The organism is Kribbella sp. NPDC002412 (assembly GCF_053592935.1).
On record NZ_JBSFBL010000007.1, the window covers coordinates 49,333 to 64,040 of the forward strand.

The 14,708-nt window shown below is 69.3% G+C and carries 14 protein-coding genes and 1 riboswitch; of the genes, 2 read left to right on the forward strand and 12 right to left on the reverse strand.

Annotated elements, in window-relative coordinates; genetic code table 11:
* Positions 1 to 12 precede the first annotated feature (12 nt).
* The 4 genes from ACWCOV_RS07790 to ACWCOV_RS07805 form a co-directional block, all read right to left on the reverse strand.
* Positions 13 to 993, reverse strand: a complete 981-nt coding sequence (locus ACWCOV_RS07790) for an adenylate/guanylate cyclase domain-containing protein (RefSeq protein ID WP_449828451.1) — start codon at positions 991 to 993, stop codon at positions 13 to 15.
* Positions 983 to 1,381, reverse strand: a complete 399-nt coding sequence (locus ACWCOV_RS07795; RefSeq protein ID WP_396385443.1) for a cyclic nucleotide-binding domain-containing protein — start codon at positions 1,379 to 1,381, stop codon at positions 983 to 985. The genes ACWCOV_RS07790 and ACWCOV_RS07795 overlap by 11 nt, the downstream gene beginning before the upstream one ends.
* Before the next feature lie 61 nt (positions 1,382 to 1,442).
* Positions 1,443 to 2,141 carry a class I SAM-dependent methyltransferase gene (locus tag ACWCOV_RS07800; protein WP_449828452.1) on the reverse strand — a complete coding sequence of 233 codons (699 nt, stop codon included), beginning with the start codon at positions 2,139 to 2,141 and terminating at the stop codon, positions 1,443 to 1,445.
* Positions 2,132 to 3,334, reverse strand: coding sequence for a 3,4-dihydroxy-2-butanone-4-phosphate synthase (locus ACWCOV_RS07805; protein ID WP_449828453.1), 1,203 nt, complete (start codon positions 3,332 to 3,334; stop codon positions 2,132 to 2,134). The genes ACWCOV_RS07800 and ACWCOV_RS07805 overlap by 10 nt, the downstream gene beginning before the upstream one ends.
* A 265-nt stretch (positions 3,335 to 3,599) precedes the next feature.
* On the opposite strand from ACWCOV_RS07805, the gene ACWCOV_RS07810 reads away from it, so the two are divergent.
* Positions 3,600 to 5,126, forward strand: a complete 1,527-nt coding sequence (locus ACWCOV_RS07810; RefSeq protein WP_449828454.1) for a DUF4185 domain-containing protein — start codon at positions 3,600 to 3,602, stop codon at positions 5,124 to 5,126.
* Positions 5,127 to 5,201: 75 nt separating this feature from the next.
* Here ACWCOV_RS07810 and ACWCOV_RS07815 read toward each other — a convergent pair whose 3' ends face one another.
* The 3 genes from ACWCOV_RS07815 to ACWCOV_RS07825 are packed head-to-tail and all read right to left on the reverse strand — an operon-like array spanning position 5,202 to position 9,059.
* Positions 5,202 to 6,563: a threonine/serine ThrE exporter family protein gene (locus ACWCOV_RS07815; RefSeq protein ID WP_449828455.1), complete on the reverse strand. Its 1,362-nt coding sequence runs from the start codon at positions 6,561 to 6,563 to the stop codon at positions 5,202 to 5,204.
* Complete coding sequence (locus tag ACWCOV_RS07820) at positions 6,563 to 7,534, reverse strand: sugar-binding transcriptional regulator (RefSeq protein ID WP_449828456.1); 972 nt, start codon at positions 7,532 to 7,534, stop codon at positions 6,563 to 6,565. The genes ACWCOV_RS07815 and ACWCOV_RS07820 overlap by 1 nt, the downstream gene beginning before the upstream one ends.
* 25 nt (positions 7,535 to 7,559) lie before the next feature.
* The gene (locus tag ACWCOV_RS07825; protein ID WP_449828457.1) at positions 7,560 to 9,059 is read right to left on the reverse strand and encodes an apiosidase-like domain-containing protein; all 1,500 of its coding nucleotides are present in this window, start codon (positions 9,057 to 9,059) and stop codon (positions 7,560 to 7,562) included.
* 52 nt (positions 9,060 to 9,111) lie between these two features.
* Positions 9,112 to 9,245, forward strand: a riboswitch (FMN riboswitch).
* A gap of 37 nt (positions 9,246 to 9,282) precedes the next feature.
* On the opposite strand from ACWCOV_RS07825, the gene ribB reads away from it, so the two are divergent.
* A complete protein-coding gene (gene ribB, locus ACWCOV_RS07830; RefSeq protein ID WP_449828458.1) occupies positions 9,283 to 9,960 on the forward strand; it encodes a 3,4-dihydroxy-2-butanone-4-phosphate synthase in 678 nt (225 codons plus the stop codon).
* On the opposite strand, the gene ACWCOV_RS07835 is transcribed toward ribB, so the two are convergent.
* From ACWCOV_RS07835 to ACWCOV_RS07855, 5 genes are read right to left on the reverse strand one after another with little or no spacing between them, the layout of a single operon-like run.
* Complete coding sequence (locus tag ACWCOV_RS07835; RefSeq protein WP_449828459.1) at positions 9,944 to 10,909, reverse strand: transketolase family protein; 966 nt, start codon at positions 10,907 to 10,909, stop codon at positions 9,944 to 9,946. The genes ribB and ACWCOV_RS07835 overlap by 17 nt on opposite strands.
* Positions 10,906 to 11,898, reverse strand: coding sequence for a transketolase (locus ACWCOV_RS07840; protein WP_449828460.1), 993 nt, complete (start codon positions 11,896 to 11,898; stop codon positions 10,906 to 10,908). The genes ACWCOV_RS07835 and ACWCOV_RS07840 overlap by 4 nt, the downstream gene beginning before the upstream one ends.
* On the reverse strand, positions 11,895 to 12,890 hold the full coding sequence (locus tag ACWCOV_RS07845) for a sugar phosphate isomerase/epimerase family protein (RefSeq protein ID WP_449828461.1): 996 nt from the start codon (positions 12,888 to 12,890) through the stop codon (positions 11,895 to 11,897). Before ACWCOV_RS07845 ends, ACWCOV_RS07840 begins: the two co-directional genes overlap by 4 nt.
* Positions 12,891 to 12,898: 8 nt before the next feature.
* Entirely contained in the window at positions 12,899 to 13,795 is an 897-nt protein-coding gene (locus ACWCOV_RS07850; RefSeq protein ID WP_449828462.1) for a carbohydrate ABC transporter permease, read from the reverse strand.
* Entirely contained in the window at positions 13,792 to 14,706 is a 915-nt protein-coding gene (locus tag ACWCOV_RS07855; RefSeq protein ID WP_449828463.1) for a carbohydrate ABC transporter permease, read from the reverse strand. Before ACWCOV_RS07855 ends, ACWCOV_RS07850 begins: the two co-directional genes overlap by 4 nt.
* Between the last annotated feature and the right edge of the window lie 2 nt (positions 14,707 to 14,708).

Sequence of the window (14,708 nt, forward strand, 5' to 3'; positions counted from 1 at the left end):
GGCAATTCTGACTCACTCCGCACGTTGCACGGCGTACGGGACCAAGTGGTGGTAGCCGCGGACCGAGACTCGCCGGAGCCGGCGCAACCGGTAGTCCGAGTGGCCGTCCAGCGCCGCCGCCAGCTCCCGGTCGGCGAGGACGCGACCGGGTTTGCACTCCGAGGTGAGGCGGGCGGCCAGGTTGACCACCTCGCCGTACACGTCGCCGAGCCGGATCAGGATGTTGCCGTACGCAAGACCGATGCGCAGCTCGGGCAGGTCGCCCGCCGCGGTGACGGCGTCCTGCAGGGCGAGGGCGACCGCGGCTCCCTGCGCGGCAGTGTCGGTGACGAACAGCACCTCGTCGCCGATCGACTTGATCACCCGGCCGCCGTTCAGCGCGACCACGTCCGCGGCCGTGCCCTCGAAGCGCTCGATCAGCTGACCGAGCTCGACCTCGGTCAGCCGGCGGGCAAGCCGGGTGTAGCTGACGATGTCGGCGAACCCGACCGCGCGGATCCCGCGGGCGAGCTGGTCCGAGCCCGCCACCGCCCGACCGGCGGCCGCGGCCAGGTGACGGCGCCAGACGTAGGTCTGCAGCCGCTCCATCGCCGGGAGCAGCAGCCCGGCCACCTCGATCGCCTCGTCGGCGGACAGCTTCGAGGTGCCGAGGAACTCCAGGAACATCGCGGACTGCCAGGACGCGAGCCGGGACTGGGTCTGGCCGAGCTTGCGGGCCAGCGACGACTCCAGCTCGGGGTCGATGAACCCGTCGTCCTCGAGGGCCGCGACCAGCCGCAGCGCCTCGACGTCGCCGTCGGTGAAGGCGACCTCGTCGTCCGGCACGGTCGCGAACCCGAGCGCGTGCCACATCCGCTCGGCCCGGGCGATCGAGATCCCGGCCCGCTCCGACACCTGGATCCGGGTGAACTTCCGCTCGCCGCCGAGCAGCGCCTGCTCGAAGTCCCGCTGCACGGCGGCCGGATCGGCCGGCACCGCAGGGTCAGGAGCCACCGCGGCGCTCGGCGATGGTGGCGTCGATCGCGTCCCGGAACGCGGGCAGCCGGTTGGTCAGGTCGTCGAACTTCTCCCGGGTGAAGTGCAGCAGCTGCAGCCGCGACTTCGCCGTTACCGTTGCCGTGCGCAACGTGTTCTTCCGGACCGCCACCTCGCCGGCGATGTCGCCCGGACCGAGCTCGGCGATCTGCTCGCCCTTCACCCGGACCGCCGCGGTGCCGCTCAGGATCAGGTACGCCGCGTCCGGCGGGGTCTGCTCCAGGATCAGCGACCAGCCGGCCGGCACCGAGACCTCCTCGCCGGCCCGGAAGATGTCTCTGATGTCGCGTCCGGACAGATCCGCGAACAACGGCAGGTCCCGCGGGGATGTCCTACCCAAAGCCACGTCGATCCTCCGAGCCCGCCGGGCCACCCCGGCGATCAGCCGATGTTTCCAGTCAGTAACTCTAACGGACGGCCGCGACCAGGAGTAACGCCGGCCGTCGCCGATGGACAGCGAGCTGCGGCGAGCGTTCTGCCTGCGAACGGGTCGGCACCGGTTCGTCCACCACGTCCAGGCGGAATCCCTGCTCCCGCAGCACTCTCAGCATGGTCCCGATGGTGCGGTGATACTTGATCACACCGTCGACGAACCAGGTCCGTTGCCGTGGGCCCTCGTCCGCGTAGTCGTCGACGACGCAGTCGGCCGCGGTCAGCGGCGCCGTCACCACCGGATGCTCGACCGAGAACACGAAGGACCCGCCTGGTTTCAGCCACTGCGCGACCCGCGCGACCAAGCCGCCGAAGTCCTCGACGTAGTGCAACGCCAGGCTGCTCACCACCAGGTCCACCGATTCGGACGGCAGGTCGAAGTCGGCCAGGTCCGCCCGGACATAGCGCACCCGCGGATGCCGGGCAGCAGCCGCCAGCATCTGCTCCGAAGCATCGACCGCGATCACCTCAGCCCCACCCGAAGCCAGCCGCACGGCCAGACCCCCTTCACCACACCCGAGATCCACGACTCGCAGCCCCTCGACCGGCGGCAGTACGGCGTTCATCGCCGGGATCTCGAGCTCGTCGTTGAGCCCGAGCCCCTCGCGCCGCAGCTCCCGGTAACCGTCGAGGAAGACGGGATCGTCGTACAGCTCGGCGCCGTTCACAGCCATCGGACCAGGTCGTGGATGTCGATCATCGGCAACTCCCACCGCAACGCGAACTGCTCCAGATCAGCGGGACCGGCCATCACCCCGTCCGGCCGCATCACCTCGCAGCACACACCCACCGGCGCCAGCCCGGCCGCGCGACACAACGCGACCGTCGCCTCGGTGTGCCCGAGCCGCTCGGCCAGCAGCCCGGGCCGCGCGGCGAGCGGGAACACGTGCCCCGGCCGCAGGAAGTCCGTCGGTACGGCGTCCGCCGCCGCCAGCCGGCGAATCGTCGCCGCCCGCTCAGCCGCGGACACGCCGGTCCCGGCGGCGGACGCGAGATCGATCGACACGTGCATCGCCGTACCCTGCCGATCGCCCTCACCCGGCATCGGCGGGATCTCCAGCCGCTCCAGCACGTCGGCCGCGCACGGGATCGTCGTGTGTCCACAAGCGTTCGTCAGCAGGAACGTCATCGCCTGCGGCCGGAACCGCTCACCGGCGAAGACGACATCACCCTCGCTCTCCGCGGTCGGATCCCAGACCACGACCCCACCACCGGCGGCGATCTGCGCGACGACCTTCTGTACGCCGATCTCGCCACTGAGCTGACCCGCCCACGGCAGCCGGCTGACCGCCTTCAGCAGCTCGGGTCCCTGACCGTCGCGCGCCATCCGGACCAGCAGATCGCTCTCCAGGTTGACCCGGTCGCCTTCGGCCACCGCGCCGAGCGTGGTCTTCTCCAAGGTGTTCGGCACCAGGACGACCGAGAACCGGTCCTTCAGCACCTCGGCCACGGTGATGCTCACGCCGTCGATCGCGACCGAGGTCTTCGCCACCAGCTTCGCGAGCAGACGGTCCGGCGGCTTGATCCAGACCCGTCGCCCGGCCGGTTCGGCGGCGACCCGGAGGACCCTGCCGACCCCTTCGACGTGCCCCTGCACCAGGTGCCCGTCGATCCGGTCGCCGGCCGCGATCGGGAGCTCGACGTTCATCGTCGTACCGGCCGAGATGCGGTCCAGCGTCGTACGGCGCCTGGTCTCGTCCGTCACGCTCACCCGCACCTCGCCGGCGCCGGCCGGCTCCGCGGTGAACCTGACCCCGTCGAGACAGACCGCGCCACCCGGCGCGACGGCGATCGCGGACTTCACCCGCAGGACGTCGCCGGCAACCTCGACGACGGTGGCCGTGTGCTCGATTCTTCCTGTGAACATGCTTCGCTCTCCGGCTGTGAGTTCCGGTCAGGGACCGCTGCGGGGTCCGAGCTAGAAGCGGGGTATCACCGCGTGGCCCCGGTCAGCGCCGGGTCACTCCGCCACCGGCGGAGCCGACGGGCCCGGGAAGCTCCCGACCGTCACACCTTGGAGTCGCACCAGCAGGAAGTAAACCACACCCAGCCATTGACCCGTTGACAACGAAGGACTACGTTCGGCGGAAATCGATTTCTCACTGAGTCCTGCCCCGCCCAAGGAGACCGAGATGCGGAAACGATTGCTACTCGTCCTGCCCGTGCTGATCGGAGCCGCCCTGGTGCCGTCCGACCAGACCTCCGAAGCCCAGGCATCCGCGGTGCCCTCGCCCGCCGAACGCGTCGCCAAACTGACCGGTCCCGGATCGATCAACGACACCGAGGCGCGATTCGCCCTGAAGGCGACCGACCTCGGGATCCTGTGGGACAACGGGTCCGGGGAGATCCTGACCGCGTTCGGTGACAGCTACGGCAGTGGCTGGACCGGACCCGGGGGCGGCGTCGGCGACCCGGCCACCATCGACTGGCGCTGCAACCTGCTGTTCCGCAGCAAGGACCGCAACCTGGCCGACGGGATGTCGCTGGACTCGGCCGCCGAGGACCGCCCCGGCCACGCCAAGCAGTTCCTCGACTGCAAGAAGGTCGACCGGGACGAGCACACGGTCATCCCGACCGGCGGTATCGCGGTCGGCAAGCGGCAGTACGTCCAGTACATGTCGGTCAACTACTGGGGCCCGGCCGGCAGTTGGTTCACGAACTACTCCGGCTTCGCCTACTCCGACGACAACGGCGAGACCTGGACCAAGGACCCAGGAGCGCGCTGGCAGAACACCAAAGCGTGGGACAACAACTTCCAGATGGTGGCGCTGGTCCGCGACAAGGGCTACGTCTACATGATCGGTACGCCGAACGGCCGCTTCGGCAACGCCCACGTCGCGAGAGTCCCGGAGAAGCAGGTCCTGCGGAAGAACGCCTGGCGGTACTGGGACGGCCGGACCTGGTCGCCGAAGGAGAGCGCGGCGGTGCCGATCGCGATCGGCCCGGTCAGCGAGGTCTCGGTGCAGTGGAACGCGCACGTCGGGAAGTGGCTGATGATGTACCTGGACGAGACCCGGGCATCCGTCGTACTGCGCTCGTCGACGTCGCTGACCGGTCCGTGGAGCGGTGAGCAGGTCATTGTCAAGGGCAAGGACTTCCCCGGTCTGTACGGGACGTACCTGCACCCCTGGTCGTCCGGGGACGATCTGTACTTCACGATGTCGCAGTGGGATCCGTACAACGTGTTCCTGATGCGCACCAAGCTCACCGACGACGGCCAGGTCACCAATCTGGTGACTGACCCCGGCTTCGAGGACCAGACCGGCAGTACGCCGACTTCACCCTGGCAGCTCAACGGCCGCGGCGGCATCGACCGGACGAATCTCGGCCACAGCGGCGCGAACAACGCCTACGTCCGCGACTCGATCGGCACCCACCAGCTGCAGCAGAACGTCGCCGTCCGGCCGCACCACCGCTACCGCCTGTCCGCCTGGATGCGGACGGCCGAGAACAACACCGAGACTATGCTCGGCGTCCGCACGCTGCGCGGCACGACGATCGCGCAGAAGACCGGCGGGGCGCACCCGGCGTACGAGAAGGTCAGCGTCGAGTTCGACTCCGGCCGCGAGTCCCTGATCCAGCTGTACGGCGGCTTCTTCGGCCGCGGCCAAGACGTCTGGCTGCAACTGGACGACGTCGTCCTGGAGGAGATCAGCTGAGGCGGCTCGCGCCCACCTTCGTGGGCAACGCCGACGGCATCGGCGCGACCGACGGTCGCGCACCGGCCGGGTCTACTAGGTCGCGTCCTGAGCCTGGGCAGACCGCCGGCGGGACCGGCGGGATCCGGTACGGCGACGGACCGGACGGCGTGGTCCGACCAAGCGTGGCCCGGCGAGGCGATCCTCGAGTCGCCGGGCCTCGCGGCGGATCGGCTGGGCGACGTACTCGCCGAGGATCACGCCGGACGCGAGCGCCACACCGATCGCGACCGCGGTGGCCAGGCTGACGATGCCGATCAGGTTGCCCAGCCCCATCAGCTCGTAGAGGCCCTTGTAGATCGTCAGCCCGGGCAGCAGCGGAATGGTGCCGGAGACAACGACGACTAGCGGCGGCACTCCGGTACGGCGACCCAGCGAGTAGCTCCCGAGACCGACCACGAAGGCCGCGGCCGCCGTCGACCACGCCGGCCCGAACGAGGCCCGCGTCATCAACGTGAAGACCAGCGACCCGAGCGCCCCGATGATCGCGACCGGGAGCAAGGCGCGCAGCGGCGCGTACGACGCGTAGGCGAAGGCAACCGCCATCAGCGCACCGGATCCGACCATGATCGGCAGGTTCGCCAGCTGGATCGTCTGAGCCTCGATGCCGACGTTCAGGCCCAGCTTGATCCCCAGCGTGAGGCCGAGGCTGACGCCGGCGATGATCCCGCCGGTCAGCAGCATGGCCTCGAGACTTCGAGCCGCCGCCGTCACGTAGTACCCGGTGAGCGCGTCCTGGACAGCACCGGTCAGCGCGATGCCGGCCAGCAACATGATGATGCCCGCGGCAACGACCAATGACGGTTTCACCGGCGCGTGAACGGCGTACAGGATCAATGCGACCGCGGTGGCGACGAACGCGCCCGCCACCTGCTGGTAGAACGCAGGCAGCCGCTGCCGGTTGAACCACCGGTTGTTCAGGTCGATCACGATCGCGGTGACGACCGCGACCAGCGTGATCAGCCAGCCGCCACCGAGCAGCAGCGTCGCGCCACCGGCCATCACACCCCAGGCCAGTACGGCGCTCCAGCGTGGGTACGGCGGTCCCGCCGACGTCAGCCGCGCCAGCTCGCGACTCGCTTCGTCGCGGGTCACGTCACCCCGGGCAAGACGCCGTACCAGCTGATCGACGTCGGTCAGCCGGGAGAAGTCCTGCGAGCGGTAGCGGACCAGGCGGATGTGGGTCTCCGGCGCGACGTCGGGCGCCGCCTGGTACGAGATCGCCATCGAGGTGAAGGTGATGTCGACCTCGCAGCCGCGCAGCCCACCGGCCGCGGTGACGCCGAGAATGGTGGCGGTGGCGTCCGCCGTACCGGCGCCGCTGGACAGCAGCACCTCGCCGACCCGCAGGGCCAGGTCGAGCGTCCGGTAGACGTCCCGCTGCTCCTCGCGATCCATCAGGCGTCGAGCAGCCGGTTGGCCATCGCCAGGTCGGTGATCAGGATGTTGACCCAGCCACCGAGCAGCGCGGCCCGGATCGCGGAGAACTTCCGGTCGCCGCCGGCCACCCCGATCCGGCGCGGCACCGCCAGCAGCTCCTTGGCGGTCACCCCGATGACTCGCTGGTCGAACGTCGAGCGCACGTGCTTTCCCTCTTCGTCGAAGAACCGGAAACAGACGTCGCCCACCGCGCCGAGCCGGCGCAGCTCGTCCTGGTCGGCCTCCGCGACCGCGTTCCCACTGCGCTGCAGCAGCGGCGAGGGTTCGAGGCTGCCGATCCCGACCAGGGCGTCGGTGAGCTGTCCCCAGGTGCCCAGAACGTCGCGAACGGACACGTCGTTCATCATCGCCCGGCGGACCGCCGGGGTCCCGACCAGGCCCGGGGCGGGCAGGTAGACCGGCATCCCGCCGGTCAGCTCGGCGAACCGCGCGGTCAGCCGGGTCGCCTGCATCTGCACCGCGGCGTCACCCAGCCCGCCGACGATCTGCACCACCCGGTCCACGACCGGCACGCTCTTGCGCGGCATCCGGTCGACCGCGCTGATCAGGGTCTCACTCCAGGACGAGATGCCGATGACGTGCCCGCCGGTGAGCGTCATGTCGATGTACGCCGCCGCCCCCGAGCCGAGCGCCGGGAGCACGTCGTCGGCCACGCCGAGGGTGTCGACGACGACCGCGTCCCGCAGTCCGTACCGCCCCTGGAGCTCGTCCTCGAGGTCGCTGTGCACTCCGCTCGGCATGGTCACCACGGTGTGCACGATGCCGACCTCGACAGCCTGCTTGAGCATCCGCGAGACCCGCGCCTGGGACAGGTTGAGCTCGGCCGCGATCTTGGGCTGCCGGATGCCCTTCTCGTGGTACATCCGGGCCACCTTCGCCAGCAGCCGCAACTCGTCCAGCCCTGGCTGGCGCACCGCGCGGTTGTTCACGTCGAGACCCCCTAACAGACGACGACTATAGGTCAGCCAGGCAGATGTACACGCGCGGCTGTCCACCGGCGTCGGGCAGGACGTCGCGCGGCGAGTCGCGCTTGCCGGTCGCCACCACCGAGCCGTCGCGAGGGTCGATGATCGTGTACGGCAGCGGCACGTCCTCGTCGAACACCGGCACCGTGCCGCCGTGCTCCCGGTAGATGATCAGCAGCCGGCCTGGCACGCTCAGCGCCCGGCCGGAGATGACCCGGGTCCAGTCCGGCTCCATGTCGGTCGTCGGCAACCCACGCAGGATCTTGGTGAGCAGACCGACGTACGACGACCCCTCGAAGCCGACCGCCTCCCGCCAGCCCGCGCCCGGCGCCGCGAAGTAGTCCGAGTGCCCCGGCTCGTCCGGATGCAGCTTCCACTGCCACAGGCTGCCGGCGCCGTAGACGACCCCCATCGTCCCGCCCCCGCAGAGGTTGCTCCACGCCTCGTGCCCCTGCCACCAGCCGGCCGCGACCCCGGTCCGCCCGGTGTTCTCGTACGTCGGTTCGCCGTTCGCGATCGCCTTGGCGGGCTGGTTCCGCCACATGTCGGCGACCCGCTCGGGCACGTGCTCGCCGGTGTGCCCGGTCTGGCACCACTGGAAGTCCAGCCAGTCGGCGTCCTGGTGGGCGTCCGCGTGGATGTGCGGGCGGTAGTGGATGCCGGTCGGCTGCGCGTAGCAGTCCGTCGCGTGGACCTCGGCCCCGCCGGCTGCGATCTGGGGTTCGCGGCCCGAGCCGTCCCCGCCGACCAGGTAGATCGCAGGTCGAGCGCCGTACCGGGCGACCAGGTAGCGGCAGTAGCGGGCGTACTCGGCGGGCGGTACGACGGTGCCGGCGACGTCGAGGCCCTTCCACCCGAAGCCGTGGAAGACGGGCTGGAGCACCGGGACCAGCCCGTGCTCGACCAGGATCCGGAGCAGTTCGTCGAGGTACTGGAAGTAGTCGATGTTCGGCTGGTTGAGGTGGCCGTCGGCGAGGTCCTCGAAACCGACCGCGAAACCCTCGTCCTGGGTGCGGTCGCGCGGGCCGACGGCCCGCATGTCCGGCTGGACGGTCATCAGCAGGACCGCGTTGAACCCCTTCGCCTGCCGGTCGGCGGCGTACTCCCGGACCTGCTCCGGGGTCGCCCGCCAGGGCAGCGCCCACGCCGTGTCACCGGCGAGGATGGCGGGCGTGCCGTCCGCGTGCACCAGGCTGCGGCCGCCCGGCGACATCTGCCAGAAGCCGTGCGCGTAGAACGGGTTGTCCTGCTCAGGATCGGCGGACTCCACGTCGAGCACCCCGTGGTCTGAGCCACTGGTCCACGTCCAGCGACCGGGCAGCGGCGCGGCGAAGCGGACCCGCCAGCTGTCACCGCCGTCCCAGAACGCGGGCCGGCGCAGCCGGAGGCCGCTCTCGTGCTCGAAATCGGCCCACTCCTCGGCGGCGTACGGCTCGGCGTGGTTGCGGGTCAGCGCCAGCTCGACCTCACGCCAGACTGAGATGGACATGACACTCCAAGGGTGGTTGGGACGGATAGACTGAGCGGCGAACAGCAAGACCACACGTGCTCTGGGGTCGGTGAAATTCCGAGCCGGCGGTGACAGTCCGCGACCCGCAGGTCCGCAAGGAGATGCGGTTGACCCGGTGGAACTCCGGGACCGACGGTGAAAGTCCGGATGGGAAGACGCACGTGGCAGGTCTTCGCGTGCGCTGCCGTCGCTCGAGCCGGACGTGCCCGCGGAGCTTGTCGTTGCCCCGGAGTACCAGGCCGAGAGGACAACGACCGTGCACTCCGCGACAGCTACCACGCACCTGGACACCATTCGGCGCGCGGTCGACGAGATCGCCCTGGGACGGCCCGTCGTGGTCGTCGACGACGAGGACCGGGAGAACGAGGGCGACCTGACCTTCGCCGCGAGCCTGGCGACCCCCGAACTGATGGCGCTGCTGGTCCGGCACACCAGCGGATACGTCTGCGCACCGGCCGCGCCGGAGATTCTCGACCGGCTCGAGCTGCCGCTGATGGTGCCGGACAACCAGGACAGCCTGCGGACCGCGTACACGGTCTCGGTCGACGCGGGCAGCGGGATCGGGACCGGCATCTCGGCCGCCGACCGGGCCCGGACCGTCCGCGTACTGGCCGACCCGGCGGCACAGCCCACGGACCTGATCCGGCCCGGTCACATCCTCCCGCTGCGTGCCGTGGCGGGCGGTGTCCGGCAGCGGCCCGGTCACACCGAGGCCACCGTCGAGCTCGTCCGGCTGGCCGGGCTGCCGCCGGTCGGCGTGATCGGCGAGCTGATGAACGACGACGGCACCCTGATGACCGGACCCGACCTGCGCGCGTTCGCCGACACTCACGGTTTCGCGATGATCTCGATCGCCGACCTGATCACTTACTTGTCTTGACCAGTTGCCGCGCGGAGTCCGCGATGCCCTCCGGCGACAGGCCGTAGCGGTCCAGCAGGTACCCGGCCGAGCCCGTGGGCGCGAACTCCGGGATCCCGAGGATCGACACCCGGGCCGGGTGCTGCTGTACGACGGTCTCGGCCACCGCACCGCCGAGGCCGCCACCGGACACCGCCTCTTCGGCGGTGACGATTCCGGCCGTCTCCCGCGCGGCCGCGACCACGGCCTCGACGTCGAGCGGTTTCACGGTCGGCATCGACAGCACCCGGGCCGAGATCCCTTCGGTGGCGAGCTGTTCGGCCGCGGCCAGCGCCCGCCACAGCACGGTGCCGTTGCTGATCAGCGTCACGTCGTCACCGGCCCGGACCGTGATCGCCTTGCCGAGCCGGAACTCGTAGTCGTCGGCGTACACCTTCGGCACGCTCATCCGGCTGACCCGGATGAACACCGGCCCGTCCGAAGCCGCCGCCCAGCGCAGCGCCGCCGCGGTCTCGATCGGGTCGGCCGGCACGATCACGGTCAGGTTGGAGATCGCCCGCAACCACGCGATGTCCTCGATCGAGTGGTGCGTCGGGCCCAGTTCGCCGTACGCGACGCCCGGGCTCATGCCGCAGAGCTTCACGTTGGTGTTCGAGTAGGCGACGTCCGCCTTGATCTGCTCCAGCGCGCGGCCGGTCAGAAAGCAGGACGCGGCCGAGACGAACGGGATCCGGCCGCCGTTGGCCAGCCCGGACGCGACCCCGACCATGTCCTGCTCGGCGATCCCGACGTTGATCAGCCGGTCCGGGAACGCCTTGCGGAAGCTGTTCAGCTTGCTGGACCCGACCGAGTCGTTCACCACCCCGACGATCCGGTGGTCCGCGTGCGCGAGCTCGGCGAGCGTCTCGACGTACGCGTCCCGGCAGTCGTACCGCGGCTGGTCGGCGATCGAGGTGTCGACGATGCTCATCCACGTCCTCGCTTCGCTCCGGGCGCGGATGAGACACGAAGCGGACTGTGCTTGATGATGCCCTCGCTTCGCTCGGTCATTAGATGCTCCTTGGCGTATCCGGGAACAACAGCGTCCAGCTCGGTCAGCGCCTGCTGGAACTCCGCCGCGTCCGGCACCCGGTGGTGCCAGGCGACGTTGTTGCTCATGAACGAGATCGGGTGCCCCTTGTGCGTGTGGGCGATCACGAAGGTCGGCTTGCCGGGCCGGAAGGGCACAGCGGACAGCACGTCGAGGAGCTCGCCGTGGTCGTGGCCGTTCACCTCCACCACCGCGAACCCGAACGCCATCGCCTTCTCCGGCAGCGGATCCAGGTCGTTGGTCTCCTTCGTGGTGGCGCCCTGCTGCAGCCGGTTCCGGTCGACGATCACGGTCAGCCGGTCCAGCTGGTACTGCGAGGCCGCCATCATCGCCTCCCAGTTGCTGCCCTCCTGCAGCTCGCCGTCGCCGACCAGCACGTAGGTACGGCGCATCGACACGTCCAGCTTGGCCGACAGCGCATGCCCGACCGCGACCGGCAGCCCGTGCCCGAGCGGACCGGTGTTCGCCTCGACCCCGCCGACCTTGTTCCGGTTCGGGTGCCCGTTGAGCGCCGACTCGGGCTTGAGAAAGGTGGCGAGCTCGTCCACCGGCAGGAACCCGAAGGCCGCCAGCGTGGTGTAGAGCGCTCCGGCGACATGCCCCTTGCTCAGGATGAACCGGTCGCGCTCGGGATCGGTCACCGTCTCCGGCGTGATGCCGAGCACCGCGCCGTACAGGGTGGCCAGGATGTCGATGGCGGAGAAGTCACCGCCGATGTGGCCGGCACCGGCGTGGTGGACCAGCTTGAGGTCCTGGATCCGGATCTGCCGGGCCGCCTCGGCGATGTGCGCCACCTGCTCGGCCCGGCTGCTGTGGATCGGCAGCCTGCCCAGCACCGGCATCGTCGTGTGTTCGACGGTCAGACTCATGCGATCTCCGCCATTGAGCTCAGCAGGACCTTCTGGACCAGCTTCTGGGCGGCCAGTGCGTCGTGTGACGCCTGCGCCGCGGCCAGGGCCTGGTCGTCCAGTACGTCGAGCGCGTGGTGCACCGCCTTCAGGAAGCGGATCGCCTGCTTGGCCGCCTCGACGCTGTCCTCGCGGAACGGGAACTGGTCCAGCTGCCAGACACCCTCCCAGTTGTTCTTGCGCAGCGTGTGGAAGAACTCGAACGTCTCGACCAGGTGCACCGAGCCGACCACCATGTCGTCGTCCCAGCCGCGCAGGTTGTCGTTCACGTCGATCGCGAACAGCCGGTTGTAGTCGATCGCCAGCTGGGCGGCGTCGGCCGGCGTCTCCTGGCCGTACAGCGAGTGGCCGAAGTCCAGCAGGATGCCGAGGTTGGGCAGGCCGATCTTCTCGATCCCGAGCAGGGTCCGGGCGACGTTCGGGAAGATGATCTTCACCCGCGGCTCACGCGGTTTGTACTCGATCACGAAGTTGATGTCCGGGTGCGCCGAGACGAGCTCCTTCAGGCCGTCCAGCGCCAGGTTCCAGATGTCGTGGTAGTCCACCTGGAAGGGGTAGTCCCAGCCGTCCTGGCCGGGCCAGAGCTTCACGTAGGAGCAGCCCAGGTCCTTGGCCAGCTCGGTCGCGTTGTGCATCAGCTCCAGCGCCTGCTTGCGGACGCCGGGGTCGGGGTTGGTGAAGGATCCCTTGACGAAGTCGCGGGTGTAGATCTCCGGGGTGATCGCGATCGCCTTGAGGTTGTTGCGCTTCAGCGCCTCCTTGACCTCGTCGAGCGTCCCGTCGTACCCGGCGAACGGCCAGTTGAGATCGACGACGGACAGGTCGCCCACCGCGCCGGCCCGGTCGATCTGTTCGAGCAGTCCGACGGGTTCGCCGTACCCGTCGGTGGCGTAGCGGTCCTTGTACGTCGCGAAGTGCCAGATACCCGCGCCGAAGACCGGCATGTCAGTCATGGTTGTTCCTAACCTTTGAGAGAGCCGGCGGTGAGGCCGCCGACGATCCAGCGCTGCAGGAGGGTGTACGCGATCAGGATCGGCACCACGGCGATCAGGATGCCCGCCGCGAGTCCGGTGTTGTTGTTGGCGAACTGGCCCTGGAAGTTGAGCAGCCCGACCGGGATCGTCTTGTTGGCGTCGGAGTTCAGCAGGATCAGCGCGAACAGGAACTCGTTCCAGGTCGCCACCGCGTCCAGGATCGCGACCGTGACCAGGGCCGGCAGGGACAGCGGCAGGACGATCGTGAAGAACACCCGCCAGTCGCCGGCGCCGTCGACCTTGGCCGCCTCGATGATCTCGTCCGGGATCTGCCGGAAGAACGACTGCAGCACCAGCACCTCGAACGGGATGCCGAAGGCCAGGTACGGCCCGATCAGCCCGAAGATGCTGTCGGTGGCGCCGGCTTGGCGCATCATGATGAAGACCGGGACGATGGTGATGTAGATCGGGATGGTCAGCCCGAGGAACACCGTGAACATCACCGTCGTGCGGAACTTCATCCGCAGCTTGGCCAGCGCGAACCCGAGCATCGCCGAGATCAGCACGCCGAGCGGCACCTTGAGCAGCGCCAGCAGCGCGCTGTTGCGGTAGGTGGTGGCGAAGTTGCCGATCCCCCAGGCGTCCTTGAAGTTCGACCAGGTGAACTGGTCCGGCCAGGACAGCGGCCCGTTGCCGATGAAGTCCGACAGCGGCCGGACGGCGGTGATCACGAGCAGCGCCAGCGGCGAGATCCAGAACAGCGCCACCACCACGAGCACCAGCGTGATGACCAGGCCCTTGCGGCCCTTCGACTCCTGACTGACAGGTTCTGTCTCGTTCGGTACGACGGGCGCGTCCACCCGGACCGGCGCGATCGAGGTCATGACGCCTCCTTCGTTTGCGACCGGACGTACGGGATGCCGACGGCGATCGCGACCAGGGTGATCACCACGGCGATCGCGGTGCCGTACCCGGCCTGGTAGTACTGGAAGACGTTGGCGTACATCCACGTCCCCATCACCTGCGTCGCCGTGCCGGGTCCGCCGTACGTCATCGCGTAGATCATGTCGAAGACCTTGAACGAGTCGATCAGCGACAACGCCAGCACGATGTAGTGGGCCGGCCGCAGGCTCGGCATCGTGACGTGCCAGAACTGTTGCCACCGGCTCGCGCCGTCGACCGTCGCGGCCTCGTAGAGCTCGTTCGGGATCCCCTGCAGGGCGGCCAGGTAGAGCAGCATCGGGAAGCCGGTGCGCAGCCAGATGGCCGGCACCAACACCGCCCACAACGCGGTCGAGTCCTGCCCGAGCCACGGCTGCGCCAGCCCGTCCAGCCCGATCAACCGCAGGAACGAGTTGATCGCGCCGTACTGCGGGTTGTACAGCCAGCCCCAGATCGAGGCGATCGAGACCAGCGGCAGCACGGCGGGCGTGTAGAAGATCAGCCGCAGGATCGGCTTGCCGTGCACCTTGCCGTTCAGCGCGATCGCCAGCGCGAGCCCGAGGATCGTCGGGAACGCGATCGTCACGACGGTCCAGATCACGTTGTTCCGGACCGCCGTGACCACGACCGGGTCCTTGGGCAGGTCGACGTAGTTCTGCAGCCCGACGAAGTTGTACGTCGCGCTCAGGCCGTCCCAGTCGGTCAGGCTGAACCACAGTGACGACAACGCCGGGTACACCAGGAACGCGACGTACACCACCAAGGCAGGCAGGGCGAACAACCAGGGTGACCACTTGCCACCGCGCTTGGCCTTCGCGGCCTTGGCGGGCTTGGACAGTGCGACCGTCGCCATCA

Coding starts and splice junctions, on each gene's coding strand:
- ACWCOV_RS07800 (WP_449828452.1), bottom strand. CDS start 2,141: ATGGCTGTGAACGGCGCCGAGCTGTACGACGATCCCGTCTTCCTCGAC.
- ACWCOV_RS07805 (WP_449828453.1), bottom strand. CDS start 3,334: ATGTTCACAGGAAGAATCGAGCACACGGCCACCGTCGTCGAGGTTGCC.
- ACWCOV_RS07810 (WP_449828454.1), top strand. CDS start 3,600: ATGCGGAAACGATTGCTACTCGTCCTGCCCGTGCTGATCGGAGCCGCC.
- ACWCOV_RS07815 (WP_449828455.1), bottom strand. CDS start 6,563: ATGGATCGCGAGGAGCAGCGGGACGTCTACCGGACGCTCGACCTGGCC.
- ACWCOV_RS07825 (WP_449828457.1), bottom strand. CDS start 9,059: ATGTCCATCTCAGTCTGGCGTGAGGTCGAGCTGGCGCTGACCCGCAAC.
- ACWCOV_RS07835 (WP_449828459.1), bottom strand. CDS start 10,909: ATGAGCATCGTCGACACCTCGATCGCCGACCAGCCGCGGTACGACTGC.
- ACWCOV_RS07840 (WP_449828460.1), bottom strand. CDS start 11,898: ATGAGTCTGACCGTCGAACACACGACGATGCCGGTGCTGGGCAGGCTG.
- ACWCOV_RS07845 (WP_449828461.1), bottom strand. CDS start 12,890: ATGACTGACATGCCGGTCTTCGGCGCGGGTATCTGGCACTTCGCGACG.
- ACWCOV_RS07850 (WP_449828462.1), bottom strand. CDS start 13,795: ATGACCTCGATCGCGCCGGTCCGGGTGGACGCGCCCGTCGTACCGAAC.
- ACWCOV_RS07855 (WP_449828463.1), bottom strand. CDS start 14,706: ATGGCGACGGTCGCACTGTCCAAGCCCGCCAAGGCCGCGAAGGCCAAG.